The organism is Citrobacter sp. LJND-P06 (genome assembly GCF_058188415.1).
This window is the reverse complement of sequence record NZ_CP187317.1, coordinates 1786340-1811845: the sequence shown is the minus strand read 5'-3', so window position 1 is coordinate 1811845 and position 25506 is coordinate 1786340. Positions and strand designations below refer to the sequence as shown.

Annotated in this window: 21 protein-coding genes; 2 read left to right on the top strand and 19 right to left on the bottom strand. The window is 50.4% G+C overall.

Going from position 1 to position 25506, the window contains the following annotated elements; translation table 11 throughout:
• Positions 1 to 3 precede the first annotated feature (3 nt).
• From ACO7SM_RS08635 to tssB, 19 genes are all read right to left on the bottom strand, one after another.
• A complete protein-coding gene (locus tag ACO7SM_RS08635) occupies positions 4 to 438 on the bottom strand; it encodes a hypothetical protein (protein ID WP_490470483.1) in 435 nt (144 codons plus the stop codon).
• 114 nt (positions 439 to 552) lie between these two features.
• Positions 553 to 954, bottom strand: a complete 402-nt coding sequence (locus ACO7SM_RS08630; RefSeq protein ID WP_490470482.1) for a hypothetical protein — start codon at positions 952 to 954, stop codon at positions 553 to 555.
• A gap of 8 nt (positions 955 to 962) precedes the next feature.
• The gene (locus tag ACO7SM_RS08625) at positions 963 to 1403 is read right to left on the bottom strand and encodes a hypothetical protein (protein ID WP_490470481.1); all 441 of its coding nucleotides are present in this window, start codon (positions 1401 to 1403) and stop codon (positions 963 to 965) included.
• Positions 1404 to 1430: 27 nt separating this feature from the next.
• A complete protein-coding gene (locus ACO7SM_RS08620; RefSeq protein WP_490470480.1) occupies positions 1431 to 2339 on the bottom strand; it encodes a LysM peptidoglycan-binding domain-containing protein in 909 nt (302 codons plus the stop codon).
• A 29-nt stretch (positions 2340 to 2368) separates the two neighbouring features.
• Complete coding sequence (locus tag ACO7SM_RS08615) at positions 2369 to 2848, bottom strand: Hcp family type VI secretion system effector (RefSeq protein ID WP_490470479.1); 480 nt, start codon at positions 2846 to 2848, stop codon at positions 2369 to 2371.
• A 17-nt stretch (positions 2849 to 2865) separates the two neighbouring features.
• The gene (locus tag ACO7SM_RS08610; protein ID WP_490470478.1) at positions 2866 to 4221 is read right to left on the bottom strand and encodes a VasL domain-containing protein; all 1356 of its coding nucleotides are present in this window, start codon (positions 4219 to 4221) and stop codon (positions 2866 to 2868) included.
• A 10-nt stretch (positions 4222 to 4231) separates the two neighbouring features.
• A complete protein-coding gene (gene tssM, locus ACO7SM_RS08605) occupies positions 4232 to 7693 on the bottom strand; it encodes a type VI secretion system membrane subunit TssM (RefSeq protein WP_490470898.1) in 3462 nt (1153 codons plus the stop codon).
• A gap of 75 nt (positions 7694 to 7768) precedes the next feature.
• Positions 7769 to 9190 carry a type VI secretion system protein TssA gene (gene tssA, locus ACO7SM_RS08600; RefSeq protein ID WP_490470477.1) on the bottom strand — a complete coding sequence of 474 codons (1422 nt, stop codon included), beginning with the start codon at positions 9188 to 9190 and terminating at the stop codon, positions 7769 to 7771.
• 3 nt (positions 9191 to 9193) lie between these two features.
• Positions 9194 to 9919, bottom strand: a complete 726-nt coding sequence (gene vasI, locus ACO7SM_RS08595) for a type VI secretion system-associated protein VasI (RefSeq protein WP_490470476.1) — start codon at positions 9917 to 9919, stop codon at positions 9194 to 9196.
• A complete protein-coding gene (gene tssH / locus ACO7SM_RS08590; protein ID WP_490470475.1) occupies positions 9916 to 12681 on the bottom strand; it encodes a type VI secretion system ATPase TssH in 2766 nt (921 codons plus the stop codon). Before tssH ends, vasI begins: the two co-directional genes overlap by 4 nt.
• Before the next feature lie 8 nt (positions 12682 to 12689).
• Positions 12690 to 13499 (bottom strand): type IVB secretion system protein IcmH/DotU, encoded by an 810-nt coding sequence (gene icmH / locus ACO7SM_RS08585; RefSeq protein WP_490470474.1) that lies wholly within the window; start codon positions 13497 to 13499, stop codon positions 12690 to 12692.
• The gene (gene tssK / locus ACO7SM_RS08580) at positions 13492 to 14847 is read right to left on the bottom strand and encodes a type VI secretion system baseplate subunit TssK (protein WP_490470473.1); all 1356 of its coding nucleotides are present in this window, start codon (positions 14845 to 14847) and stop codon (positions 13492 to 13494) included. The genes icmH and tssK overlap by 8 nt, the downstream gene beginning before the upstream one ends.
• A 2-nt stretch (positions 14848 to 14849) precedes the next feature.
• A complete protein-coding gene (gene tssJ, locus ACO7SM_RS08575) occupies positions 14850 to 15356 on the bottom strand; it encodes a type VI secretion system lipoprotein TssJ (protein ID WP_490470897.1) in 507 nt (168 codons plus the stop codon).
• A gap of 23 nt (positions 15357 to 15379) precedes the next feature.
• Positions 15380 to 16660, bottom strand: a complete 1281-nt coding sequence (gene tagH, locus ACO7SM_RS08570; RefSeq protein ID WP_490470472.1) for a type VI secretion system-associated FHA domain protein TagH — start codon at positions 16658 to 16660, stop codon at positions 15380 to 15382.
• 23 nt (positions 16661 to 16683) lie between these two features.
• Entirely contained in the window at positions 16684 to 17721 is a 1038-nt protein-coding gene (gene tssG, locus ACO7SM_RS08565) for a type VI secretion system baseplate subunit TssG (protein ID WP_490470471.1), read from the bottom strand.
• A complete protein-coding gene (gene tssF / locus ACO7SM_RS08560) occupies positions 17685 to 19520 on the bottom strand; it encodes a type VI secretion system baseplate subunit TssF (protein ID WP_490470470.1) in 1836 nt (611 codons plus the stop codon). Before tssF ends, tssG begins: the two co-directional genes overlap by 37 nt.
• 5 nt (positions 19521 to 19525) lie before the next feature.
• Entirely contained in the window at positions 19526 to 19966 is a 441-nt protein-coding gene (tssE, locus tag ACO7SM_RS08555) for a type VI secretion system baseplate subunit TssE (protein WP_490470469.1), read from the bottom strand.
• Positions 19966 to 21447, bottom strand: coding sequence for a type VI secretion system contractile sheath large subunit (tssC, locus tag ACO7SM_RS08550; RefSeq protein ID WP_490470468.1), 1482 nt, complete (start codon positions 21445 to 21447; stop codon positions 19966 to 19968). The genes tssE and tssC overlap by 1 nt, the downstream gene beginning before the upstream one ends.
• Positions 21448 to 21460: 13 nt before the next feature.
• Positions 21461 to 21961, bottom strand: a complete 501-nt coding sequence (gene tssB / locus ACO7SM_RS08545) for a type VI secretion system contractile sheath small subunit (RefSeq protein WP_490470896.1) — start codon at positions 21959 to 21961, stop codon at positions 21461 to 21463.
• A gap of 690 nt (positions 21962 to 22651) precedes the next feature.
• Here tssB and ACO7SM_RS08540 point away from each other — a divergent pair.
• Together ACO7SM_RS08540 and tssI are read left to right on the top strand one after the other, a co-directional pair.
• Complete coding sequence (locus tag ACO7SM_RS08540; protein ID WP_490470467.1) at positions 22652 to 23170, top strand: Hcp family type VI secretion system effector; 519 nt, start codon at positions 22652 to 22654, stop codon at positions 23168 to 23170.
• Between the two features lie 208 nt (positions 23171 to 23378).
• Positions 23379 to 25487, top strand: coding sequence for a type VI secretion system tip protein TssI/VgrG (gene tssI / locus ACO7SM_RS08535; RefSeq protein WP_490470466.1), 2109 nt, complete (start codon positions 23379 to 23381; stop codon positions 25485 to 25487).
• Positions 25488 to 25506: the final 19 nt, after the last annotated feature.

Genomic DNA, 25506 nt, shown 5'->3' with positions numbered 1-25506 from the left:
CCCTTATATAGTATTTTTTATCCATTGGGTTTGTGAAATGTTCATTTGAGTTTTACAATTTAATAATTCTATAGCCGCATGATAACCCGGAAGAGGACCAAGCATAAGAGGTGCTATTTTACATTGCTGTTCCCGAAAACGAATAAAGTTGCGATGAAGCTCATGAAAAGTTATATTAGCCAGATGAACATAAGGGTCATATTCGATAGTGCCATCATCATTACGCCCTCTGGCTGCTATATTATCATTTTTTTTCAGTTTTCTTTCTGCTCTGACCTCTTCTCGTTTTAGCTCTAAAACACTGCGTTGATATTTATCCATTAGGCACCAGTATGTCTCATCCTGTTGTATCATCTCGTCACAGTCGGCCAGATTAATATCCTTCGCATCAGCAACTCCACATGCAATTAATAAAATAAAGAAATATTTAATATTCATCAATCAACTCCATCGCGTTTAAATTGACTATAGATTAAGCAACCAGGATAATAAACAATCGACATCACTCGCAGACAACTAAACAGTTACCAAAGAAATAACCATCTGGTTAATTTATTTAGATGCGTTAGATTTTAATTCTTGCAACTTTATTTCAACACTACTCTTTTTTATTTCATACTCTTTATATATATAAATCGTATCATCATAAACACTTAGTCTCGCCGAATAATCTTTATTGTTTTTATATTTGTCTTTCATTGAAGCCAGATTATTTTCGATATCTGAACAGTTATTTTTAATAGCATCTTCAACAATTTCATAAGTTATTTTATCCATGTTCATATTAAAATCGCTCACCCATCCCTCACATGCATCGGCAGTCTCAAAAAAGTCCTGGAGATCTTGCGGCATTTCAAGGATAACAACTCCACTTTCATTCTTAGAAAATGATGAGATTGAATAGAAGGCATAGGTCAAAATAAAAATAACCCTGAGTAAACACTTGATATTCATAACATCTCCTAGATGAATTTTTTGATCCATTGTTTTTGTGAAATATTCATATCAATCTTACAGTATAACGATGCAATTGGGATACGATACCCGGGAAGCGCCCCATCACTCAGTGATGAGTAGCTACATTGTTTTTCCCTGTAAAGTATAAATGAACGATGTAATTCAGGAAATGTCATTCTTGCCAGATGGACATAGGGTTCATAATCAATAGAACCATCTTCATTGCGCCCCCGTATTCCTTTATCATCATATTGTTTTAGTCTTTTCTCAGCGCTATGTTCTTCATATCTTAACTCTAAAACACTTTGTTGATACTTATCCATCAGGCACCAATAAACCTTGTCCTGCTGTATTAAAATGTCATATGAACAATCAGCAACATTGATATCGTGTGCATTAACAACATTACACCAAAACAGAAATAACAACATTTTTTTTAGCTTCATTTTTGGCCCTTAAAAATATCAATTATTTTAATTCTCGTCAGCAACAATAAGACTGTAAACATACTTAATTTTTTCCGCGTAATTCCCATCTCCAGGTTTACTTGTGGTAGCCTTCTTTGGATCTCCGTTGTATTGAATTTGAATATTTTCCGGAGTAAATAAATACCATCCCGGTATGTATTGTTCTATATGTGCTTTCCTGTATTCAAGCCTATCGCCAGGGTGAATTGTTTTATTACCATTTATTGATGCAAGTACCCCTGCGGTCGTCCTTATTTTTGGCGCTATCGAGCTATATCCTCGGTCTCCCGTAGTAACTTCGTATGGAATATTATCCCTGATTTCATTATCATACACAGTTCTGTCTTTTTCTTTCTCTGACATTTTTATCATTAATAATGACACACCTGCCCGAATGTTATACTCTGGATTACTTTTTATGAGTGAGGATTTGTTGATTAAATAATTATTCCACGTAACTGGTATTATCAGATTATATTTTCTCGGCCGTGCTGGAATAGTGACTTCCTCAATGCCTCTATCTCGTGGATTTCCTATCTGCATTGTTCTTGTTTTCCACGCGGAATTACTTGCCCCCGTTTCCGTCCAGATCATGGCCTTGATCCATTTCCAGTCCAGTGGTTGATAGTTACTGATCTGCCTGGATTTTGACAAATGCTGGTTAAGCTCACCCACTATTTTCTTGATGAAATTATCATAAATATACCAGTCAGGGTTACCAATAGCCTTTGCTCGACTAACCTTCCACTTTTCCAGTGGGCTGAGCTCTGAAGCTAATGTCACAGGCTTTTTTGAAGGTTTGTTTTTTATATTTTCCTTTGAGGAACCGAGAGATGTCCTACCGGTGCTATGGTTTTTTCCTGGTTTTTCCGTTGCTGGTACACCTTTTTTCCCTGGTGTTTTACGATCCCCCATCTGAAACCCTCCTGATAGCTAATTAATAATCAGAATAACCTCTCACTCCATAAACTGTAGGCACTGGTTCCGGCAATACAATGCTCCCAGCTTATAGATTCATAGACAAAAGATATACTTTCTTGTGGTTGCATATCACTGTCAATTACAACATGTGAAATTGAGAAATGGAGATCGCTAACACGAGCATTTGTTAATGTCAGTTTATAGTATTTCTCATTGACCCCAAAGCGATTAGTCCGGTAAAAATCGAATTCGCAAGTCAGTATTTCATTATCATTAATGGCTTTCCCCAATAAAGGAGATGACTTATCAATAGGTTTTTTTATAGTGACAGAATGGTGATTAACGTTCTGATCACGACTTAACCCATGCGTTAACTCATACACCATGATTTGATCCAGATGTGTTAATTGAGCTTTATTTCCAATCGAGTCCAGTGATGAGCACCCTGCTGATATCAGCCCCTGATTTTGCCCGTTCAGTGTTAAATAAATTAAATTAGCCATCTTACTATTCCTTCAGTTCAGTTTTTATTCTCGGTTCTGGTTCCGGCCGTCATCTCAGGCATCGTATTATTTCTTAATAGCAACCAGCGGCTTAACAAACCGTCCAGCCGTTCGCTGATTTGTTTTTCCAGCGCGTCATCGCGTTCCCCTTTTGCGCGAGCATCCTGGTACTGCGTTAACAGGGATTCCAGCGGCGTTTCCTGCCCCAACGAGCGCTCAGCCTGCCACACAACATTTTTGATATACGAAAGGGTTAATCCTTCTTTCTCTCTATGCATTACCAGATCGGCAAATGCCCGCAAATCCTGGCGACTCTGTAACCAGCCTCGTAATTGCGGGCTGCTCTTTGCCCGAATTTTCAATGTTTGATTCCACTGCGAAGTAGCCTGCTGCTGTTGCACACTCTCCGGCCAGCGACTGTCAGCGGTACGAGCCATTTGTTCGCCAGTGTCTAGCGACTGCAAGGGCGACACATTGAGCAGTTGTTGCAGTCGCTGTTCGTAATTTGTCAGATCCGGTGATACCAGCCAGACAGCAGCAGCCCCCTGTGCGGAGTCCTTTATCTGCGTAAGCTGCTGTTGCATCGGATACACCTGCCACCACCAGAGTGCTGTAGAAATAATGGCCGCACAGACAATACCTGCCGCAAAACCGCTCACTGCCCGGTCAGATTTGACTACTTTCCCCGCCGCAATATTGCCTGTAATACTGCGTACTCCCACACTTATTTCCGGCAGTTCAGGTAGCAGCGACATGGCCTCCGCCGTTGTAGATGTGGTACTCTCCGGTGCATAGACCAACGTTCTGACAGCTGACTGCGACAGGGTTGTAGCACTATTTTTAGGTTGCGACTCCAGTCGTTTACGCGTGTTTTGTACAAAGTAAAGTAGGTTTTCCACACGCGGCTGGCGCCTCAACTCCACCTGCTGAAGTTTGTCGCATACAAGCTGTAATGCCCATTCGGTGCGGCTGAGCAATGGCAGGTCAGATTCCGCAAAGGAAATCTGCTGGCGCAGGATATTACCTGTGCGGGTATTGAACCAGTCCAGCATTTCCGTTCGCGCCAGACCACTCTGCGGCCAGAAGTTATCCCAATCGTGGGTTACTATCGCCGCCAGCAACTCCGCCCCCTCGCAGAAGCCTGTAAGCCCCTGGATACGGGTGCGCGCCAGCGTGTAATAGGTCACCGTGTGTAAATCCACACCGTTAGTTTTAAATATCGTCAATGCCAGCGACTCCACCAGTCGCCAGTTCAGTTCCGGTTGCGATGGGTGGCTGGCCTTATTGATCTCCTCGCGGATCGCAATAAATTCCGGCAAATCACGCGGATCGCGGCCAGTCACAATGATTTGCGTTAGTGTGTCGTTATTCATCCCTGCCTCCTCAGTACAGCGTATCCGGCAATCGGAACTGACTAAGCAACCCACCGCTGAATGGGTTATCCTCCGTATCGGTATGAACCCGGTAGACCATCGCGCCTCCGTCCACGGTAAAACGAACACTGAATGTGCCATCCTCCACGCCGGTTAGTTGCCCAGCCCCAAACAGCCGGAACTGTGCCCACGGGCCGCTGAAGGTGATGCTGCGCGGTGCGCCACCACCGGAGCCAACCAGCGTCAGTTTGCTTTCATTACCTTCACGCATATTGTTCGGCCATACCAGGTGTGCGGTGTAGTTACGTCCCTGGCTGTAATCGATAAGCTGACCGTCAAGATTCAACACACTGCGGCGTTTATTGCCCGAGAGCGAGACCGTTTCCACCGCAAACGCTGTTCCCAACCCATTCTGTTTGCTGAAGAAAATATCGCGGATTTTCTGCGCGGCATCCAGTTGTCTGATAACGTCCTCGCGGATTATCACGCCGTCGTCGCCGTTGCGGCTCAGGTCATTTTCGATAAACTGCTTCAGATTTTGTTGGTAAAAACTGTCCAGCACGCCATCTGGTTTAAAGAAACGTTCAAACGCATCCAGTGACGCATCCTGTTGCGCACGTGTATTAAATGGATAGCTGTTCGCCAATTGTTCGTTAAAGGGTTTCACTACACTGTCTCGCCAGTCAATCTCCATATAGCGAACCGCCTCAACCATCACCACATGCCAGGCCTGGTCAGCCAGTTTACCCACCCAGCGATTAAGCGGTGCAGGCAGGGTTTTCGCCATCTGGCGGGTGGCAAAGATGGGATCGCTACTGTTCTGTTCAAGCCGTAACTGCACCGCTTTCAGCGCCGATTTTCCCGATACAGGCGCGTTCTGGATCGCAAGCAGGTAGCGGTGAAGTTCTGTTAACTGCTGATACACCGCTTGTATCGTGTTTTCCTTGTTATTCTGTATCGCCAGAATGCTGTTTTCCGGCGCGAACTCGTGCCCGAGACGTGTCAGCAGGCGGTAATCTGGCTCCGCTAACGCGTCCTCACGCTCTTTATCAGAGAGTTTTTCAGAGAGTACCGCAGGCTGTGTATTGTCGCGCAGCACCGTCAGCGCCCGCTGTAGCGGCTGATCGCCGCTGATAACCTGTTCCAGTGCGCTGGTCAGTTGTGCAATGGATTCGTAATCACGAATATTCAGGTTATCCATCCCGGCGCGCCAGGTGGCAGTGTAGTCGCTGGTATATTGCTCGGTGAGTTGACGCTGGATTTCTGTGCGATCGGCGTCGCTGTATTTCACGCTGTGGGTGAGGTTCAGCACCCACGAATCCATGGCGGTCAGCTCGACCAGCTCATCACGTTGTTTCACAAAATAACTTTGCAAGCCGTAACGAGTAAGAAACTGCGGGACGATGAGCTTACTGTCATCAGCGGAGATGAACACCTGGTCGAATGTCGGCCCAACCTGATCACGCAGATTAAGGTCTGCAGGGAGTACGCCCAGCGCCCGCGTCTTCAGGCTCTGGTAGACCCGCTGATAAACCGGTAGTTTGCTTAACTCTTTCTGCGCAGCAACAACAGAACGGTCATACGGAGTCCAGAGGCTGATCGCGTCCCCGTCTCCAGCCTGGCGTTCAGCATGCCAGTCGGTTTGCGCAAGAGCGTAGTCAAGATGGGACATTAGTTGAGCCTGAATATCGCGCTGCCCGTGGAATTTATCGCTCCAGCGTTTCGCCATATACCGCTTCACCACCTCGTTACTGCGCCCACTTTTGTCCTCCAGCATTCTCATCACGCGCAGTACTGCCAGTTTTTCTTCACTCCCAGGCGGCGCATTGTTCATCTCTTTCAACAGGCCGTTGAACAAGGCTGGCAGATAGCGCTGCTCCAGCAGTTGCAGGTAGGTTTCTTCCACATACGGCCCGACACGACGCCCCTGATATAGCCCCATATCCGCCAGGCGGCTTCGGTCATTCCAGTTTCCGTAGGCCAGCGTCGCGTCGCGGACAGGATTGAGCAAAGGCAATTGCAGGTCACCGTAGTCGTCCATCCCCTGCGGCGGTTTGATCGCCATAAAGGCTTCAGCCTGTTTCAGCACCTGGACACCGGAGGCATAGTTGTTATTGTAATAATGGTGCCAGCCGGTGATTAACAGTAATGCCGCCACGCCACCCGCGGCGGAAAAGAGTGTCATACGACGCCGGCTGCTTACCAGCCAGGTTCGGCTTTCTCCAGCCAGATTCGGTTCTGCCAGTAATGCCTGTGGAAACAGGTTGCGGGTAAAGTATGGCGTAGTATCAACCAGCGGCCAGGAAGTCAGAGGGCTGCTGCTCAGCCGGTACTGCCGGGCGGCAGACTGCGTAAAGATGTCATCCATCTGACCGCGTTGCAGCGAGGAGGCCAGATAGACGCCGCGCAACATAACGTCCATATTTTCACCGTCCAGCAGCCCGTCAAGCAGTGCCAGCAAACACTCCCGGCTCCCCTGCATCTGACGAACAAAGCTGAAAAGAGAACTGCGCATATGCCCCTGAGCCAGCATCAGATCCGGTAGCGCCTGATTCATCCGCTCACACCACGACTGCCAGAAGGTGTTAAACTCACTTCTCCAGTCATCATTTTCATGGGCGCGGCGGGTGAAGGTAACACCCAGAATGGCATCGCGATCTTTTTTATCCAACGACTGAAACAGTGCAGCAAAACCGTGCAGCAGGTCCAGCCGGGTTAGTACCACATACACGGGTAACTGGCAGTGAAGATGCTGGCGCACATCCTGTAAACGGCTGCGTAGCGTCTGTAACAGATGCTCACGGCGGCGCTTATCGGCGGTCAGCAGATCGGGCAAATCCAGTGTCAAAATAATCCCATTCAGTGGCTGACGGGCGCGTTTTTCCACCAGCCAGTCCAGGGCGTGTTCCCACAAACGGCGGTGCAATACATCTGCATCAGGCTGTTCACAGAGCGTCCCCTCAATATCAAAAATCACCGCCTGTTGCCCGACATGCGGGATGATATACAGGTGCTGCTCTGTACCGCGCGTTGCGTCAGGGATATAGATAATGTCAGACGGAAAGCCCTCACGAAGCAGCGCCGTTTTACCGCTGCCCACCGGACCGATAACCATATACCAGGGGAGTTGCCACAGGTAACGACGGTTGTCGAGATGACGTTGCAGACGTAGCAGCCATCGGTCAAGATAGCGCTGTTGCGCATTCAGCTCCACGCTGAGTGGGTCAACGGCCTCCTCACGTTGCTGCTTTTGCTGTTTCTCAAGCTGTTGCAGGCGTTTCATTACCCGGACGATAAGCCACACCAGGGCAATAATTCCCCATACTGTTGTTGCAAGCCAGCGATTCGCCAGTGGTTTCAACCACTGTTCGTCATACAGCGACCATGACGGCCCCTTCCACCAGATACACACCAGCAGAAAAATCCATGCCAGCACCAGCAGCCAGAAAGAAGAGACTTTAAACCGTGGCATTGCCGGTCGCAGAGCAGATTTAAGTCCGCTGAATAATCGGGGTGTCGGTAATCTCACAAAAACTCCTGTTCTATTCTATTTTTCTGCCGTGAATTTCTGTTCAAGCTGCTCAAGCAGGGATGGCTCCCAATCGGCTAGCGCTATTCGCTGACCCGTTCTGAACAACATCCGGTACTGTTGCCGCGCCAGTTTTTCCATCCCGACCTCTTCCATGAGTTGCGCGCCAAAATACTGCCGGTGAAACTGGTCTCGTGGATCGCCTTCAGGCAGCGAATCCATATACCGCAACGCCGCTTCCAGCCCTTGTTGCGCAAAACAGGCTCTCACAGCCTGCAAATCCTCTCCGGATTGCAGGACTGATGTGACCTGGCTAGCAGAGGAAGAGGCGGTCAGCCACTGTTTTGTCTGCTCACTAATAAAGGGGCTACGGTCGTTAAAACGCAGGCTGGTAAGCGCCGGAAGTCGCGCCAGAAAACAGGACGTTTCCTCACGAATGGCCTCGCCCACCTGTCTGTAGCCGAGGCGCAGCGCGGTCTGTGCGGAGAGGTAATGCCCGTCCAGCCAGTACGGAGCGAGTAATAAACTGTTCTCGACCTGCTGCCACAGCGCCATATCCGCATTGGCAAGCCGGGCCTGGTAGTCCGCCACCCTATCGGCGGGGACGGCGGCCAGTGGGGTACGACCATCGCTTTCCGCCTGTGGTGTACTGGTGATGGTCAGCCACAGCGCGTAACGGCGCAGCCGATAGCCCTGCGGCGAATCTGGCTGGCGTTCGCATAAAATGGCCGCCACTTTTTGCAGCGTTTCACGCCAGGCAGCGTCGTCATGGCTGTCAACAATGACCCGTGGATTCGGAGCGGCAGGAGACGTACTCTTTTGCGGAGTATCGCGTTCAGTTCCAGTCACTCTCGGCAACGGAGTCGCGGCGTTCGCCAGAGAGTGTGATGATGCAGGTGCAACACCGTTAAATGCCCGCTGGTACAAGGCAGAAAGATCGTCTGTCGCCTGTGCCAGCTCCGGAGCGTTATGCTCCTGCCAGCACTGAGCCAGTTTTGCCAGCTCACCCAGCAACGCGTCGCGCGACTGGGTGGCAGCATTTTCAGCAAAACCGATGATGCCAGCTTCGAAGCGCTTTATAACCTGCGTGGCGAAGCGTTTCTTATGCGCCATATTTTGTGGCGCAGCCACCACCCAGTAACGATCAACGAACATCACCATCAGTCGTAGTGCCAGTAGTTGTTCACCGGTATGTTGCAGCGTTCTGAGCAAGTGCGCCACCAGGCGAAAATCCTTACTCTCAGAGGACAGAATCACCAGTCCCCGACGCTGAAGTTCCGGGATATCAAGCTGACTGTGAGCCAGTGAACCAAGCTTGACGATTTCACCATCAATATACTCCCAGTCAGGATCATCATCTTTCAGGCCACAGGCCAGCTTATCTTCCGGAAGATTTTCCAGCAGATGTGAAACCCAGACATTCGGATCGCGTAAGTCCATTTCTTATTCTCCCGCCCAGTGGCATGTATCACGCAGGAGGGGTATCACCTGTGCCAACCCGTCAATGTTAAAGGTCAGCTTTCCGGAGGCATCGTCCACACCCGTATCCACCGTCAGCGTTTTTGCACCAAACAGTTGTTTAATTTCATCAATACCAGACAATCCGCGACTGGATTCGAGCAGGACACCGTTTTCGCGTACAAACCAGCGACTACGGAATGTCCTGTTGTCAGTATTCAGAGTGACAGGGATATCGTGTAAATCCAGCGGGTGCATCAGCGCCACCTGCATGCGGGTGATATTGTCCACGCAACTGAACATCAGTACCGGGCGCGGAGGGACATAGCCTATAGCCGGCGTAGTGATAATCACCGTCGGGTGTTCTCCAGGCGTCTGGGTAATCAGTAGCGTGGTGGTATTGTCCTTACGGCGTTTTTCCTGTTCAGTGGCACGGGTCCAGGCCTCTCCCACAAAACCCGCTTTCACCAACGCCCCATCAAATCCTGACGGCGACAGCGGCGTAAGCAGACGGTCATAACAGTCAAGGCGCTCCAGCGCCGCAGGCTCCAGACGGCAGCGCTGCATCGCCTGTAACGTGACCTGCGCATTCGGTGGGCTCGCGGTGCCAGACTCGGTGGAAGTTGCCACATTCGCCGCGCAGGCAGACATTCCTGCCAGCAGGCCTGCTAACAGGTACCCGGTTTGCCAGAAAGCGCGCATCCTGTTCATAAAACGGTATCATCGGCTGCAACAGACTCGTCGTCATGAACTTCTGTCACGTCTGCAGTAAACGTACTGTCCACTGCCGACAGGCGGATACGGGCAATGTCGGTACCGGCCGCCATCTTCTGCAACAGCAACAGCGAGAGTGGCGGCAACATGTCACCGTCAATCACCGACTCCAGCATCCTCGCCCCGTTTTCCGCACGGGTGACACGCTTCATGATTTCATCGGTGACTTCCGATTCAATGACCACATCTGCACCAAAGCGGCTGCGCAACACGTTATCGAGCCGCGCCATTTTCCCGGCGATAATGATGGAGAGTGTCTCTTTTGACAGCGGCAGGTACGGTACGACTTCCATTCGTGCTAACAACGCCGGTTTAAAGAAGTCAGCCAGTACTGGATACAGCGCCTCCTGCATCAACTCGGGATTGTCAGCATGTTCGACAATGACCTGATAGCCGAGGTTGGAGGTGAGGAAAAAGACGATATTTTTGCAGTCGATCACCCTGCCCTCGCCATCGGCCATCTCGCCTTTATCGAATGCCTGATAGAACAGGTTGAGCACATCCGGGTGCGCTTTTTCAACTTCGTCGAGCAGCACTACTGAGTACGGTTTCTGGCGAATCGCTTCGGTCAGCACACCGCCTTCACCATAGCCAACGTAACCAGGAGGGGAGCCTATCAACCGTGAGACCGTGTGTTTTTCCTGAAACTCAGACATATTGATGGTGGTGAGATACTGGCGACCGCCGTAGAGCAGCTCCGCCAGTTGCAGCACGGTTTCGGTCTTACCCACGCCGCTGGGGCCAGCCAGCAGGAACGCCCCCAGAGGCCTGCCCGGGCGACGTAAATCAGCGCGTGCGGTGAGTAAATGCTTATGCAGACTGGCAATCGCCAGATGCTGGCCCTTGATGGTATCGCCCAACCACTGCGGCAGATCGGTTATCACCGACATTTCATTTTGGGACAGGCGGTTTAGTGGCACGCCGGTCCATTCAGCAATCACCGCCGCAATTTGCTTTTTATCGACGTGCGGAGAGACCAGCAACTGCGTGTTATGTAGGGCATCAAGTTCAGCGGTTAACTGCGCCAGCCGTTCAGCCGGAGAAACCATATCCGTTGCATGATCCGATTCCGTGTTTTCGTCCGGCAACAGGTTTTCTGCGTTATCAGCCAACACGATACTGGCACTATTCTGTTCTGCCACGGTATCCCCCACGGCATCTGGCAATAATCCGGCATCATTTTCCATCATCCCCAGCAGCGCCTGGCGCAGGGCAACAATTTCCTGCACCAGCGTCTGCTGTTGATGCCAGGCATCTTCCAGTTCCTGAAGCTTCGTTTGCACTTCGTCATACTGCACCATGAGCTCAGTCATCCGGGCCGTATCGGTACGCAGCCCAATACGGATCTCGCGTTCAAGCTGCCGGATTTCCGCTTTGTACTGGTGACTCTGGGTGGTGAGTGCGGAGATTTGCTTCGGTGGCGATGAAAGGTTGATGGCCACTCGAGCACAGGCGGTATCCAGCACATCAATCGCTTTATCGGGCAGTTGGCGCCCGGAGAGGTAGCGCCCACTTAAGCAGGCAGCCGCCTGCAACGCTTCATCGTCAATCAGCACGCCGTGAGACTGCTCATAAACCGCCGACAGGCCACGCAGAATAACGATCGCTTCGGCAACGTCGGGTTCGCTGACCTTCACTAACTGGAAGCGGCGCGACAACGCGGCGTCTTTCTCAAAGTATTTTTTGTACTCGCTCCAGGTAGTGGCGGCGATGGTTTTCAGCTCGCCGCGCGCCAGGGCGGGTTTTAGCATGTTGGAGATATCCAGCCCGCCCTGCTGATTGCCAGCGCCAATCAGCGTGTGCGCTTCATCGATAAACAAAATGACGGGAACAGGAGAAGAGATCACCTCCGCCATCAGCCCCTTAAAGCGTTTTTCAAACTCGCCTTTCACTGATGCCCCGGCCTGAAGCGCACCTAAATCCAGGGTCATAATATCGGTATTACGCAGCTTATCCGGCACCTGACCTGCGGCAATTCGCAGTGCCAGCCCTTCGATTAGCGCACTTTTCCCGACGCCAGCTTCCCCCACTACCACAGGATTGTTCTTACGGCGGCGACATAGAATATCGATCATCAGGTCAATTTCATGGTCGCGACACAGTACCGGATCGAGCCGCCTCTGACGGGCTTCTTCGGTCATATTCTTCGCGTACCTGGCAAGCAAGCTGTCGCCAACTTCTGCCATCATGCTGGTCGCCTGGCCGTCCGCGTTCTGTATTACCGCTTCTGCTGACTCCCGTGTCCACTGAGCAAAATCCTGTTGCAGGCGATCACGATTAATGCCGGTCAGCAGGCGGGCTACTGAGGATGTCACATAGCGCAATGGCGAGTGCAGCAGAGCCAGCAACAGTACACCGCCGCGCAGTTCGCTGTGCTGCATCTCTGCTGAAGCCAGCAGCCACCCTTCTTTCAGCCACTCAACAAGCATCGGAGAAAACGACGGGTAGCCTTCTAACGCGCGCGTCGTAGCATAATTCTCCACGGTCAGAGATTGACGCAGTGCATCGACGGGAATATCAGCCTGCTCTGTAATGACACGCAGGTCGCTGCGAGGTGTAGCAAGCATCTGGAGAAGTACATGACTGACCGTAATTTCTGCCGACTGCTGACTCATGCATTCTGAAGCCGCCATCTCCAGCGCCTGCTTAGTGAACGGGTTAAGGCGTTTAACCAGTGCGGCTAAATCAATCTGAATCATATGTATCCTTACCTGGCAAGCAGTCGGTTTAACTGGTGGAGAATGTCCTGCGTCTGACTATCCAGCCGCATCATGTAAAACAGATAAAACAGTGACAACACGACAACACCACCAACGAAGATGTGTTTAATGGTCAGACGCTTCATTAGCTGGTAGTGCCCGCCCTGAGTTTTGTCCTGATGTAATAAAGGAAAAGGAGCATCACCACGCAGTGTGTGCAGGATGTGATGCAGGCGGCGGTATATCTGTTCGAATTCATCCTGGTTCTGTAGCGCGACCTTATAACGCCCGCGAAAACCCAGCGAAAAACACATATACAGAAACTCAAGTAAATCCTGATAACGTTTCGGTTCACGCACCAGCCGTTCAAGCAGGATGAAAACTTTTTCCCCTCCCCAGGCTTCGTTATGGAAATGAACCAGCAGCGACTGTTTAATCCACTCATTGTTGTTTGACCAACCGTTGCCCAGCGCGGCTTCATCAATAAAGGTGCAGAGGATATAGCGGAAAGAGACAATGACCCCAGGCTCGTAGCCCTGCTCCTGAAGAACCTGTTCTACTGCCTGCACGTCCGTCACTACCTGGCTGAACAGATGCTCTGGCATTGACTGGCTGTTCATGGTCGCCAGGCGCATTACCATCCCAAGCAGCGGAGTGGCAGCGTCGATCATTGGGTTCAGGCTGTTGCCACGCAGGGGAAGGCTATACTGGCGACGGGTAATCGCCTCCTCCTGAAAAATATCTGATTCAACTTGCAACCTATTTTTCACTGTTGAAGTGTCGTCGCTTTCAGATAACTGGGCGGCCTGTTCACTCATGAGACTGGCCTCTGATTGCCCACAATTGCATATCCAGATCCGGGAACGTCCCGGAGATATGCAACGATAGCGCCCCTGTCTTTAATACGTCCTGCCATGCTGAAGCGCCTTTATCCAGGTCGAAATAAACAAAACCTTCGTGATAGGGTAATTGACGCGGCGCGGCAGTTCGTGGAACCAGAGGAATCCCAGGAACCTGTACGCTAACCACATCGCGAATTTTATTACTGGCGGCAACTTTCGACTGCTGGGTAAACTGGAGAATGATCTGGTTATGCGGCATCCGCGCTCGAACTGCCAGCACAAAGGAAGCGGACTGTAGCAGTGTTGAGTCGTTAATGGTGGCGGTGTAGATTCCGTCCATAAAGCGCAGCGGCAGGTTTTGTGCTCTGGGCATTAGAACGATATTGAGTGTCCGGCGTAACTCAGGGATCACCGTATTAAACGACAAGGTAAGATCCTGGTGATTGTAAGGTTCTATGGCGCAGGGCAAACGACTGTTCTCGGTGAAAGTCATCAGTTCACCGAGCAATTTCACCAGATCCAGATAAAACGCTTCCGGATGCAGAGTATGCAAGTGTGTGCGATGCGTGAAGTGCATCTGGTTGCGGTTGAGGATCTGTAGCATCATAAACTCGGCCACATCCGCGATGCCGCTCTGTTCAGGGGAACCAATACGATTTGCCAGCTCAATAGCACGACTGGCGATCAGTCCCTGGATCTCCCCGGCGAACCGGCCCAGAATGTCACTGACACGAACGGACTGGCAGCTGGGAATAAAAGTGTCATCCAGTACCAATGCGCCGTTAGACAGTCTGTCGCGAATACGGCATAAAGGTAGTGTGATCATACCACTGCGGTCGTCACCACCACTGACAATCCGGGGAGTGAGCTGTGCCAGCAATAACTGCCGGACATCCCCTTCATCAGTATGCAAATCGCGCACATCAGCATAGTTAAGACGATAGCGGCGGGAACTTTGTCCAGCGCTGTGGCGACCATCCACCTCATTAATAACATCGCTGATAACAGGCAATGACAGATAAATGATGTGACTCTCAGGTGTATTTAGCACCTTTGGCTCTAACGGTTCTGGCAGTAAATCCTGGTCGGGAATGCTGAAAACAGTGCCGTCCGGCATACAACCTTCAGCGCGATCAATATGAATTTTTCCCTGACTCAATAAATCGGTATTGAGCGACAATTCAGTAAAACCCCAGAAAAAATCACCCTGAGCATTCACTCGATTGCGGAGGATATAATCGTTATATCGTTGCTGCTGCTGAAAATGTTGCGGCTGAACAAACAATCCTTCCTGCCAGATAACCTTGTTTTTTATTGTCGCCATTGTCAGTTTTCTTCCTTTTTCATTTCGATACTGCCCTGTCGTACATGCACCAGCAGGCGATAGCTGTGGCCAGTACCTTCCACCGGTTCGATTTGCTTCCATTCGGTGGACTGGTCATCAGAAAAATAAGCCACAACACCGATAAACTGCGTTTTCTCATCCAGCTTCACCGGTGGTAAGGTTTTGATGGTGTCCGGCAGCAGGTTAAAATCCTGGTGATCGATATAGTTTTTCCCCAATACATCTGGCAGTGGCGTACTGGCAATCTGGTCGTAATCCGCCGCCTGCAACTTTGAGTCATCGCTCATATACACCAGTTGAACATCCACGGCTGCCGCTTCGCCGTCCGCATTGGTATTCGTATCCGGCTCGGTCAACAACGTGACCGTCACCTCTGATGGCTGCTCCGCAGGCTTTCCGACTTGAATATCGGGGTTCTTGATCACCTGCCCGAGCTTTTTCACTGTTTCGCAGCCAGTCAGGAGAACGCTGAAAAACAACGCCATCATGCAGACACGAAAAAAACGCCCTGTCATGCTTCCGGCTCCCGCTGTTTCTCGCGCAGTACACGGTCATGAACCTGGGCATAGACCTCATTAAACAACATCTCAAAACCCTGCTGACGATCGGAGGAGAGTTCATCGTAATAGTTGCAGTACATCTGCCACGCCCCGGCGTCATCCAGCGGCTGTCGCAACTCATGGCTTCGACGGTACTGAACAAAACGGCGCATCAGATTCTGAGGTGAAAAGGCGTCCAGCAGCACGCGTAGCGATTCCACAATTGCCGCTCGGTTAGCTTCTTCGTGATGGCGAATATTTCGCAGGCTTTCACCAACGGCGGCGGGAGCCGCCAGATGTACCGGGCTTTTGCCTTCTGCAAACATCACATCCAGCGCCGAGTCATAGCTCATATTCAGGCGCAGCGGGTTATCTTCCAGCGGGCGCAGATGTTTATCTGACAGGCTGTTGCGCCGCAGTTGCAGATCCAGCAGCCCTTTAATTGCTGCCTGTAAAGTTCGTCCGGCCTCTTCGAGAAAATCATCAGCCTCTTTTGAGTTATGCACGGTAAGTGAACACCCCAGCCCGCGCAGTAATGGCGTGATCGCAAGATGTCTCTGTGCAATATCAATAAGAGCATCCTTATCCTGGGAGTCGGCATATGCCGTAGGCAGTTCCATAAATGGGGTATCAATCTCATTGTTCCTGGCCGGTACGGACAACAAATCTGATGACCGGACAGGAGACGCATCAGAAAACGGAGAACCCGCCATGGTCAGGCTCTCAGTCTGTAGTACCTGTAAGGGGTCGGTGGAAAAACCGTTGACCACGGTATCCGCCATCTGGTGTTTACGCGACATTCCGGGATATACGGGCTGACCTTCAGTGGTCAGCAACACGTCCACCAGGCGGTCACGGTTAGCCACAATGGTTTCAGGTGTCGCCATCTGTTCGTCGTAATCTGCGTGCTTTCCTTCAGACAAAAAAGCTTTCAGGAGCAACGATCCCAGAAGAATTTCATCGCCCTGACGCAGGTGGATCAGCACTGAAGTGGCTGCAACAGGAGCCTGGTTGATCCAAATTTGCCCGCTGCAATTTTTCAGGCAGAAGACGCCACCAGACATCAGTACAGTGCACACTTTTTCTGTAACAGACTGCTCCCTGTCTTGTATGGACCAGTGACAATCCTCCGCACTGCCGATATCACCACCTTCGCGGGTAAACAGGCATTTTGCCGCCCGCCCACTTTCCAGCTCGCCACCATTCATCACCTGTAACAGAAGTGAAGGCGAGGATTGTTTGGTTTCAGCCATACAGGCTCCATATAGTTATCTGGTTATGACCTGACATTGATAATGACTCCAGGCCTGGACTCCGGCTGCCCGATGAAACTGGTCCATCCCAACAGGGAGTTTTGGGCGCGGCCCAATACCATGCCCCCCGCCTGCTTCGGTGCGAACCCAAGGCGTAAATCCCAGGCCAGTTGGTCCCGCAAGATAAATGCAACAAACAAGGTAAGTGGTAGATAATTCAAGCCATTAGGCAAGAATGACAAAAGTCGGTCACGGGAAAGGTTATTGATACACAACAGAAACTTACCGCTGCGATCCGGTATACGCTTGCCGATAGTGAAGTTACTTCCCAGCACAGACTTCTCGATAAATTTTTTGCCGCTGCGGGCTATTCGGGTTCCCAGTCGGTTCTGCCTTTCCGGGGCTATGTCCACCTGGCGTAACTGCCATCCTTCGAGCGAAACATCAGGTAAATCGAAGCAGTGCGAAATCAAACTACAGATGATTTCAGGTGAACGGCCCGGACTCGCCAGCGTTCCGGCATAGGCCAGCATTTTGCTGTGGTTAATCGCAAGCTGCTCGCGGAGAGATTCGCTTCCTAGCCCAACCAGCGCGTACATTCGTTGGGAAAAATCATCCACTCCGCCATTACGAAAACAGACGTAGTAGCGATATTTTCGCCAGATGTGATACAGAAATTGCGTCCAGCGATGGGCAAACAGATCAAGAAAACCTGCCAGCCCGTCTTCTTCCTGAGCAACTTCCAGAGCCAGCGCATCCAGGTAATAACCGGGTAATGGCGACTGGCTACCATGCAGACCTGAAAATGAGACGGTAATGGCATACTGCCCATTTTCTTTTTTTGTCAGGCTCACCACATCGCTCTTAGGAAAGGCAAGGCTGGCATCAGCGACAAAATGCGCGATTTCATCCTCCGGATCTGTATCCAGAGAAACCACCGACCTGTGTCCGGTATGACGATACAGGGACTCCACCAGCGCAAAAAAGTTATAGCGGCAAATGTCTGAAAAACCGGCATCCTGCTCTACATCAGCGTGTGCTGACCTGATCTTTCCGGCCATTCATAGCACTCCTGGTTATCCATATTTATGACTTTTAATTCGTGGAAACTGTTCACACTGGCGTACAGCGAAAAGAAATGAGACAGCACCGTGCCCAGCAGATAAATCTCCCCTTCGCAGGCAAACGGCGCTGACCGGATATACAACGTGGAGGTGAGTCCGCGCACGGGAACACCTTCAAACAGGTAGTCAACCGGACGGGTATCAATCTGTTCAATAGCATTCAGTTTTTGCTGAGAGAGAAGCGCCGTCTGAGGATTATGGATGGCGGGCAAATCATAAATACACAACACCTGTTTCAGGGCATCTTTGTTTAGCAGAGACAGGTAGTTCAGGCTCATACTGGACAAAAGCTGCCAGTGCAGGCTCCCATCCAGAACAGGATAGAGTGATGGCGTTGGGCGAGTTACGTTACGAAACGAAGCCACGGCCGCATTTTTCTCTACCGACAGACAAATATCGCCGGAATGTAATTTTTCGGGCAGATTGCGATTTGTGCAGGTTAACGATACCGAGACAACTTCTTCGTCATTCCATGAGGCTGGCGGAGTATTATCAGCGAGTACAAAAGAGAGCGAATGATCGAACCCGGAATGAAAAAGGGACGATTCCATTTTAATTCGGTAGTAAATAGTTTCCCGATTCCGCGCATATTCAATCTGGTGATGGAAACTTTCAAATGCCGGATACTGGCGCGAGGATGCTGGCAACCGAGTTTTTCCATATTTATTTTCTGTACGCTGAGAGCTTTCAACACGATCAACTGAAAAAATATCATAACACCCGCTGTGTATATAGCTGGCCCGCAGAGGATATTCCTCACGGGTATCGCTGACAGCAATAGGTTCACTTTCACAGGAAAACAAATTGATTGCGGGAGCACAATAAAGCCGTAATGACGTTTTACGGACTCGGGTATCCAGCGGCAGAGGTCGTGAGAAATGCAGCCGAAGTGAAAACCTGTTCACCTCGGTGTCAGTCATAGACAGCGAGTGAATGCCCTTTACGTTAAAGAAGAAAAAGGCATCCTGAAAGCACAGATATTCCTGTAATATCCTGTAACCGCTGTAGACATTGCCGGGCCACGGCAGCAATGCATCCTGTTTACTGAACCCAACCGGCTCCAGCGCAAAATCAGGTAACCGAACTGAATGACTCTCTGTCACAATTTCAGCATCAGCCAGATATTCACTCAGCCAGAGATAAAGCTGATTGCGAGTATAATCATCCTCATCGCCGAGCCAAAAGCGCAGTTTATTTAAATCAATTCGCCCCAGATCAATCCCGTTTTCAGCAAAAAACGCAATTTCAATGCACCCCTGCTGCTGGTTATTATACTGCGTAATATTTTCCACGATCACGGGAAGCAGCCAAATGTCCCGACAAAGCGTGAATGTACAGGGCGGAGGCAGAAGCGATCTGTCACCATTGTCTGCGAGTGAGGGGGGATAACTCCCTTCCTGACTCATCATTTGCGCGCCATGGCTAATCAATACCGGGGTGTCGATTTTTCGGGTATCTGGAGCATATTCAATAATGGTCATGCTGGGTGTCGGCCGCAAATAATTAGGCCACAACATATTAATCAGACTGTGAGTGACCTCGGGAAACTCATCTTCAATCTTGGCACGCAGATTTCCGGATAACAGCGCAAATCCTTCCAGCAATCGCTCGACATCAGGATCGGCTCCTTTTTCAGCCAGAAATTTCGCCAGATGAGGTTTCTCCTTCGCCAGCAACTTCGCGGCCTGACGCAGGTAATCCAGCTCTTTTCTGTAATACCGCTCCTCAAATAACATACTGATTAGTCCACCTGGTAATGTTGTGAATTATCAAGCAATAAACTAAATTCCAGAACGTCAGATATATTCTGGAATTCCACATACGCAGTAATGTGAAGGCGCAGATTCAATGGCCCGTTTCCGGTATTGCTTTTTTCCATATGTACATCAGCATGAGCTATACGGGGTTCGTGCTTTTCGATGCAATTTTTTACCGCCCGCTCAATTGCAGCGTAAAACCCCTGAGATGTTGTTGCCGCGTCATTAAAATCGAGCACCCCCAGCAAGGGTGAGGCGCGACAACTACCGGGCCGGGTATTTAAAATATTGAGCAAATTCTGCCGCATAGATAACAGAAGCGTTTCCACACTGGCAGGACGAGGGACTGGGGAACGAGCAGACTCACGTATACGCTCAAACAGACTTCCCGAAGCCCTTAATCCCAGGTCCTGATGTTTCATCATTATTCCTTGTCAAGCCGACCGACCAGAGCGAGTTCAAACGTCGCCCCCATATATTTAAAGTGCGGTCTGACGGCTAACGCGACTTTGTACCAGCCGGGTTCACCTTCAACATCCTGCACTTCAATTTTGGCGGCTCTCAGGGGCTTACGGCTGCGGACATCTGATGGTGGGTTTTCCTGATCCGCAACATACTGGCGAATCCAGGTATTCAGCTCTCTCTCCAAATCTGAACGTTCTTTCCATGAACCTAGCTGTTCGCGCTGCAGTACCTTAATGAAATGAGCAAGACGGGTGATAATAAACATATAGGGTAACTGGGTACCCAATTTGTAATTGGTTTCAGCCTCTTTCCCCTCTTTAGTATTCGGAAATACTTTCGGTTTCTGCACCGAATTGGCGGAAAAGAAACATGCGTTATCACTGTCTTTACGCATGGTCAGGCTAATAAACCCCTCTTCCGCAAGTTCATATTCCCGGCGATCGGTTATCAGGACTTCGGTCGGAATTTTGGCCTGGATCTGACCAAGGGATTCATATAAATGCACCGGTAAATTTTTTACAGCGCCACCGCTCTGAGGCCCGATAATGTTGGGGCACCAGCGGTATTTTGCAAATGAATCCGTCAGGCTGCAGGCCAGTAAAAATGCCGTATTTCCCCATAAATAGTCTTCATGGCGATGACGGACATCTTCCTCATAACAGAAGGACTTGATCGGGTTTTCTACTGGAGAATAAGGTAAGCGCAGCAGTACACGGGGAGCCGTCAGGCCCAGATATCGGGAATCTTCAGACTCGCGTAGCGAACGCCATTTCGTATAAGCAGGCCCTTCAAAGACAGAATAGAGATCTTTGATCGTCGGAAGTTCAGTATATGAATTAAGCCCAAAAAATTGTGGTGCAACCGAAGACAAAAATGGCGCATGAGCCATTGACCCTACTGCGCTGACATACTGCAACAACTTCATATCCGGTGTGGTATTTTTAAACTCATAGGCCCCTACCACGGCAGCCACAGGTTCACCGCCAAATTGACCATACCCTGCAGAGTAGATATGTTTGTAAAAACCAGACTGAACAATTTCCGGTGCAAACTCAAAATCTTCCAGCAGTTCTTCTTTCGTGGCATGGAGCAAATGAATCTTGATATTTTCTTTGAAATCCGTTCTGTCCACCATCAGCTGCACTGAGCGCCAGAATGATTCCAGATTTTGTACCGGTTCAGCGTGCAGGATCTCGTCAGTCTGAGCACTAAGCTTTTGATCCAGGACAGTAATCATCCGATCAACGGCCAGCTTATTAATGGCGTCTCCGGTGCCGGATGTCAGGATTCCCCTGATAAATGCCACCACCCCCTGCCGAGCCACATCATAACCATCTGATTCTGGTTGGATGCGGGCACGGGACATAATTTCATCCAGCAGAGAGTGTTGTGGAACAACCGGCTCAGTAAGCGGGGAGGAAAGCTCTTCCTGTAATGACATACCAACATCCTTCTTATTTCTGATCGATGATGTCCAGTTCCCTGAGGAGCTGCTCACGTGTTTCTTCGTTATCCAGCAACGCCTGAAGCTGGGCGCGAAACGCAGGGACATTCCCCATTGGCCCACGAAGTGCGACCAACGCCTCGCGCAGTTCCAGTATTTTCTTCATTTCCGGCACCTGTCTGGCGATATTGTCTGGTGAAAAATCATCCAGAGACCTGATATCCAGCGTGACATTCATCTCACCGTCAGGTTTCTCGCTCAACTTATCAGCGACCGTCACCGTCGTTTTAATCCCGACTTCTGCCATCACTGAACGGAAATTATTTTTATTAATGGACACCGACTGGCGTTCATCAATAGGTGTTTCGTCCGCCGCACCTTTTGTATCGCCGACGACCACAATATTCAGTGGAAGCTCAACTTCAGCGGCCTGATCATTTGTACGTGGCACATAGTGGATATTAATTCTCTCGCGAGGGGCAATAGTGCCACCGTATTTTTGGCTGCTCATAAGAATAGTCCATCTGGTTATGGCCATGCGTGCCGCATAAGCCGTATCAATTAATAAAATACTGGATATGCCGCTCCACTGGCGGTGAAATAATGTTACCCACACATTTACCACTCCGTATAATACGCGCAGAAAAAGATTTGAAAAGAACTTTTTCTTCGAGTGGAACAGGGGTATCCTGCAATGAATAAATAGACTTAGCGTTAGGCCATGGGTGAGACAGGAAGAATGAACAAATTGCGTCAAGCCAATAACCCAAACCATTGTTTAACAAGGAATTTAAAAACAAACGCATAAGCATAAATTATAATTCAACCATTATTTATTGGAACTGCAAATATCAATAATAACCGCTTAAGGAATATCCAACAAAAAGACGCGGCGGGAGATGCAAAGCGGAATCAGAGATACGAATATAATATTATTCATGATTCAAAAATATCTATTTTCAGGTGTCATTGCGTTTTGTAAAAATACACATGCGCACAGCCATACATATATTTTAGCAATTAGTAATGCATTCAGGCAGCCATTGCATAGATGTTATGAATGCCATTCATTTCTGTGTTCGAAATCGGATACAGAAAAAAGACACGGTTCTCTGTGTGAGCCGTATCGCTATATGTCTGCCGAAGGAAATTGGCAGGCAGTCTAAGCAGTAATTAACTGTCCTTAATAAGGAGTCCAAAAATGCCAACACCATGTTACATTTCCATTACTGGTCAGACCCAAGGAAACATCACTGCCGGCGCATTCACCGCAGATTCTGTCGGCAACATTTTCGTACAGGGCCACGAAGATGAAATGCTGGTTCAGGAGTTTCAGCACAATGTGACTGTCCCCACCGACCCACAATCCGGCCAGCCTTCAGGCCAGCGTTCCCATAAACCGTTCATTTTTACTGTGGCGTTGAACAAAGCCGTACCGCTGCTTTATAACGCGCTGGCCTCCGGTGAAATGCTACCTACCACAGAGCTGAAATGGTGGCGTACCTCTATTGAAGGTAAACAGGAACACTTCTTCACCACCCGTCTGACAGACTCCACCATTGTGGATATCGACTGCACTATGCCGCACTGCCAGGACACGGAAAAACGCGAGTTCACGCAACTGATTAAAGTTTCTCTCGCCTACCGCAAAATTGAGTGGGAACACGTCAAATCCGGTACATCCGGTGCAGATGACTGGCGCGCGCCGCTGGAGGCGTAAATCAAACCAACAGCATTCTACCCTCACGGGCGGGATGCTGTTTTTTTTTATCCACCCGCAGACAAGTCATAAACAGAAGCAGCGTCAGTAATAAGTACGTTTTTACGGGAGATGGCAGATGCCGGAAACTTCGGCGGTAGCGTGCCAGAACCCGGCCTAACAGCACTTCCACAACCGCTGTTCTTTCCCGTTAACAGAGGAGGTTATAATGCCAGCAGGAACACGCTTTACACTGGAAGCCAGTGGGCTTCCTCCCGACACCTTTGCAGTGGTCAGTTTTCAACTCAGCCAGTCCCTTTCCTCGTTGTTTACCCTCGATGTCACCGCGGTCAGCGCCAATCCCGCCATTGATTTCTCCAGTGTAGTCGATGAGGACATCACGCTGACCATCTGGCAGGGCGACACGCCACAGCGACGAGTAAAAGGAGTGGTGACCTGGTGTGAACAGGGCGATACCGGTAAACACCAGACGGAGTACCGGATGCGTATCCGCCCCCCCTTCTGGCGTTCCTCACTGCGTCAGAACTGCCGCAGTTTCCAGAACCAGGATATCCGCACCATCCTTTTCACTCTCCTGAAGGAGATGGGGGTGCTCTACCACGATGCCCTTTTTGGCCTGCCGCATCCGGTGCGCGAATTTTGCGTGCAATTTATGGAAACCGATTTCAATTTCGCCAACCGCCTGATGGCGGAGGAAGGCATTTACTACTACGAAGAGGAAGACCTGGACGCAGGAACGCAGAAACTCATCATGGCAGATAAGGTGGATTACCAGCATTCCAGCCTGGCACTGCCGTATAACCCCAACGGTGACGTCACGCCAGAATACTGTATCCGGAGCTTCCGCCGCAGCACGCAAATCCGCCCGGCGAAAGTTGTGTCGCAGGATTACACCTTCACCTCTCCGAACTGGCGGGGACAGTTTGCGCGGCAGGGAGACAATATGTCCTTCCAACGCTCAGACTATGAAATTTTCGACTATCCGGGGCGCTTCAAGGATGAGTTGCATGGCGCAGGATTCGCCCGTTACCAGTTGGAAGGACTGCGAAATAATGCGGAATGTGCGGACGGCAGTTCAAACTCCCCACAGCTGTGGCCGGGAATGCGTTTCACGCTGTCGACACATCCGCGTGCAGACCTGAATGTTCTCTGGCAAGTGGTAGAAAGTGAATTGCGCGGCGAACAACCGCAGGCACAGATAGGCCGCGGTGGTGCAGGTACCACGCTGGTTAATGACTTTACCGTCATTCCAGGACACCAGACCTGGCGCCCTGCCCCGGAATCCAAACCGTTGATTGACGGCCCGCAGACGGCAGTGGTGACGGGGCCACCTGGGGAGGAAATATTCTGCGACGAACACGGGCGGGTGCGGGTGAAGTTCACCTGGGACAGATACAACGCGGCAGACCAGGACAGTTCGTGCTGGGTGCGGGTGTCACAGGCATGGGCGGGAACCGGGTTTGGTAATCTCGCCATTCCGCGCGTAGGCCAGGAAGTGATTGTGGACTTCCTGAACGGCGATCCGGATCAGCCCATCATCATGGGCCGGACGTACCACCAGGATAACCGTTCGCCAGGCAGCCTGCCGGGCACAAAAACACAGATGGCGATACGCTCGAAGACCTACAAGGGAGGCGGTTTTAACGAGCTGATGTTTGAGGATAAAACCGGGCAGGAGCAGGTCTATATCCATGCACAGAAGAACATGGATACGGAGGTGCTGAACAACCGCACAACTGATGTGAAAGTGAACCACACAGAAACCATCGGCAGTAACCAGCTGATCACCGTGAAACAGAACCAGATTCAGACGGTACTGCAAAACCAGAAAGAAACCGTGGGGCAGAATCAAAGCATTACTGTTGGTCTGAATCAGGCCGAAACGGTTGGCGTCGTTCGTGCGTTGACGGTAGGGATGGCGTACCAGACCACAGTCGGTGGCGTGATGAACACTTCGGTAGCGTTGATGCAGGCCTCACAGGTAGGAATACAAAAGTCGCTTCTGGTCGGTAAGGACTATGACGTCAACGTAGGGGAAAACGTGACCTTTACGGTTGGCAAAAACAAGACTGAAAGTAGCGGAAAAGTAGCGGTTTATTCAGCCGGAGAACACCTGGAGCTTCGCTGCGGGCAGGCGCGGCTGGTGCTGACCCAGGACGGCAAAATATTTCTTAACGGAACAGCCATTAACCTCCAGGGCGTGCAGGCGCTCAGCGGTGATGCACTGATGATCAACTGGAACTGCGGCGCGACGGAAGATCCCCCAAAAGCACCGGAAGAAAGCAGCAGCCCACCTCCAGGCGTATTGCAGAACTGAGTCAGGCACAGCACACACC

Coding starts and splice junctions, on each gene's coding strand:
- ACO7SM_RS08635 (WP_490470483.1), bottom strand. CDS start 438: ATGAATATTAAATATTTCTTTATTTTATTAATTGCATGTGGAGTTGCT.
- ACO7SM_RS08630 (WP_490470482.1), bottom strand. CDS start 954: ATGAATATCAAGTGTTTACTCAGGGTTATTTTTATTTTGACCTATGCC.
- ACO7SM_RS08625 (WP_490470481.1), bottom strand. CDS start 1,403: ATGAAGCTAAAAAAAATGTTGTTATTTCTGTTTTGGTGTAATGTTGTT.
- ACO7SM_RS08620 (WP_490470480.1), bottom strand. CDS start 2,339: ATGGGGGATCGTAAAACACCAGGGAAAAAAGGTGTACCAGCAACGGAA.
- ACO7SM_RS08615 (WP_490470479.1), bottom strand. CDS start 2,848: ATGGCTAATTTAATTTATTTAACACTGAACGGGCAAAATCAGGGGCTG.
- ACO7SM_RS08610 (WP_490470478.1), bottom strand. CDS start 4,221: ATGAATAACGACACACTAACGCAAATCATTGTGACTGGCCGCGATCCG.
- tssM (WP_490470898.1), bottom strand. CDS start 7,693: ATGCCACGGTTTAAAGTCTCTTCTTTCTGGCTGCTGGTGCTGGCATGG.
- tssA (WP_490470477.1), bottom strand. CDS start 9,190: ATGGACTTACGCGATCCGAATGTCTGGGTTTCACATCTGCTGGAAAAT.
- vasI (WP_490470476.1), bottom strand. CDS start 9,919: ATGAACAGGATGCGCGCTTTCTGGCAAACCGGGTACCTGTTAGCAGGC.
- tssH (WP_490470475.1), bottom strand. CDS start 12,681: ATGATTCAGATTGATTTAGCCGCACTGGTTAAACGCCTTAACCCGTTC.
- icmH (WP_490470474.1), bottom strand. CDS start 13,499: ATGAGTGAACAGGCCGCCCAGTTATCTGAAAGCGACGACACTTCAACA.
- tssK (WP_490470473.1), bottom strand. CDS start 14,847: ATGGCGACAATAAAAAACAAGGTTATCTGGCAGGAAGGATTGTTTGTT.
- tssJ (WP_490470897.1), bottom strand. CDS start 15,356: ATGATGGCGTTGTTTTTCAGCGTTCTCCTGACTGGCTGCGAAACAGTG.
- tagH (WP_490470472.1), bottom strand. CDS start 16,660: ATGGCTGAAACCAAACAATCCTCGCCTTCACTTCTGTTACAGGTGATG.
- tssG (WP_490470471.1), bottom strand. CDS start 17,721: ATGGCCGGAAAGATCAGGTCAGCACACGCTGATGTAGAGCAGGATGCC.
- tssF (WP_490470470.1), bottom strand. CDS start 19,520: ATGTTATTTGAGGAGCGGTATTACAGAAAAGAGCTGGATTACCTGCGT.
- tssE (WP_490470469.1), bottom strand. CDS start 19,966: ATGATGAAACATCAGGACCTGGGATTAAGGGCTTCGGGAAGTCTGTTT.
- tssC (WP_490470468.1), bottom strand. CDS start 21,447: ATGTCATTACAGGAAGAGCTTTCCTCCCCGCTTACTGAGCCGGTTGTT.
- tssB (WP_490470896.1), bottom strand. CDS start 21,961: ATGAGCAGCCAAAAATACGGTGGCACTATTGCCCCTCGCGAGAGAATT.
- ACO7SM_RS08540 (WP_490470467.1), top strand. CDS start 22,652: ATGCCAACACCATGTTACATTTCCATTACTGGTCAGACCCAAGGAAAC.
- tssI (WP_490470466.1), top strand. CDS start 23,379: ATGCCAGCAGGAACACGCTTTACACTGGAAGCCAGTGGGCTTCCTCCC.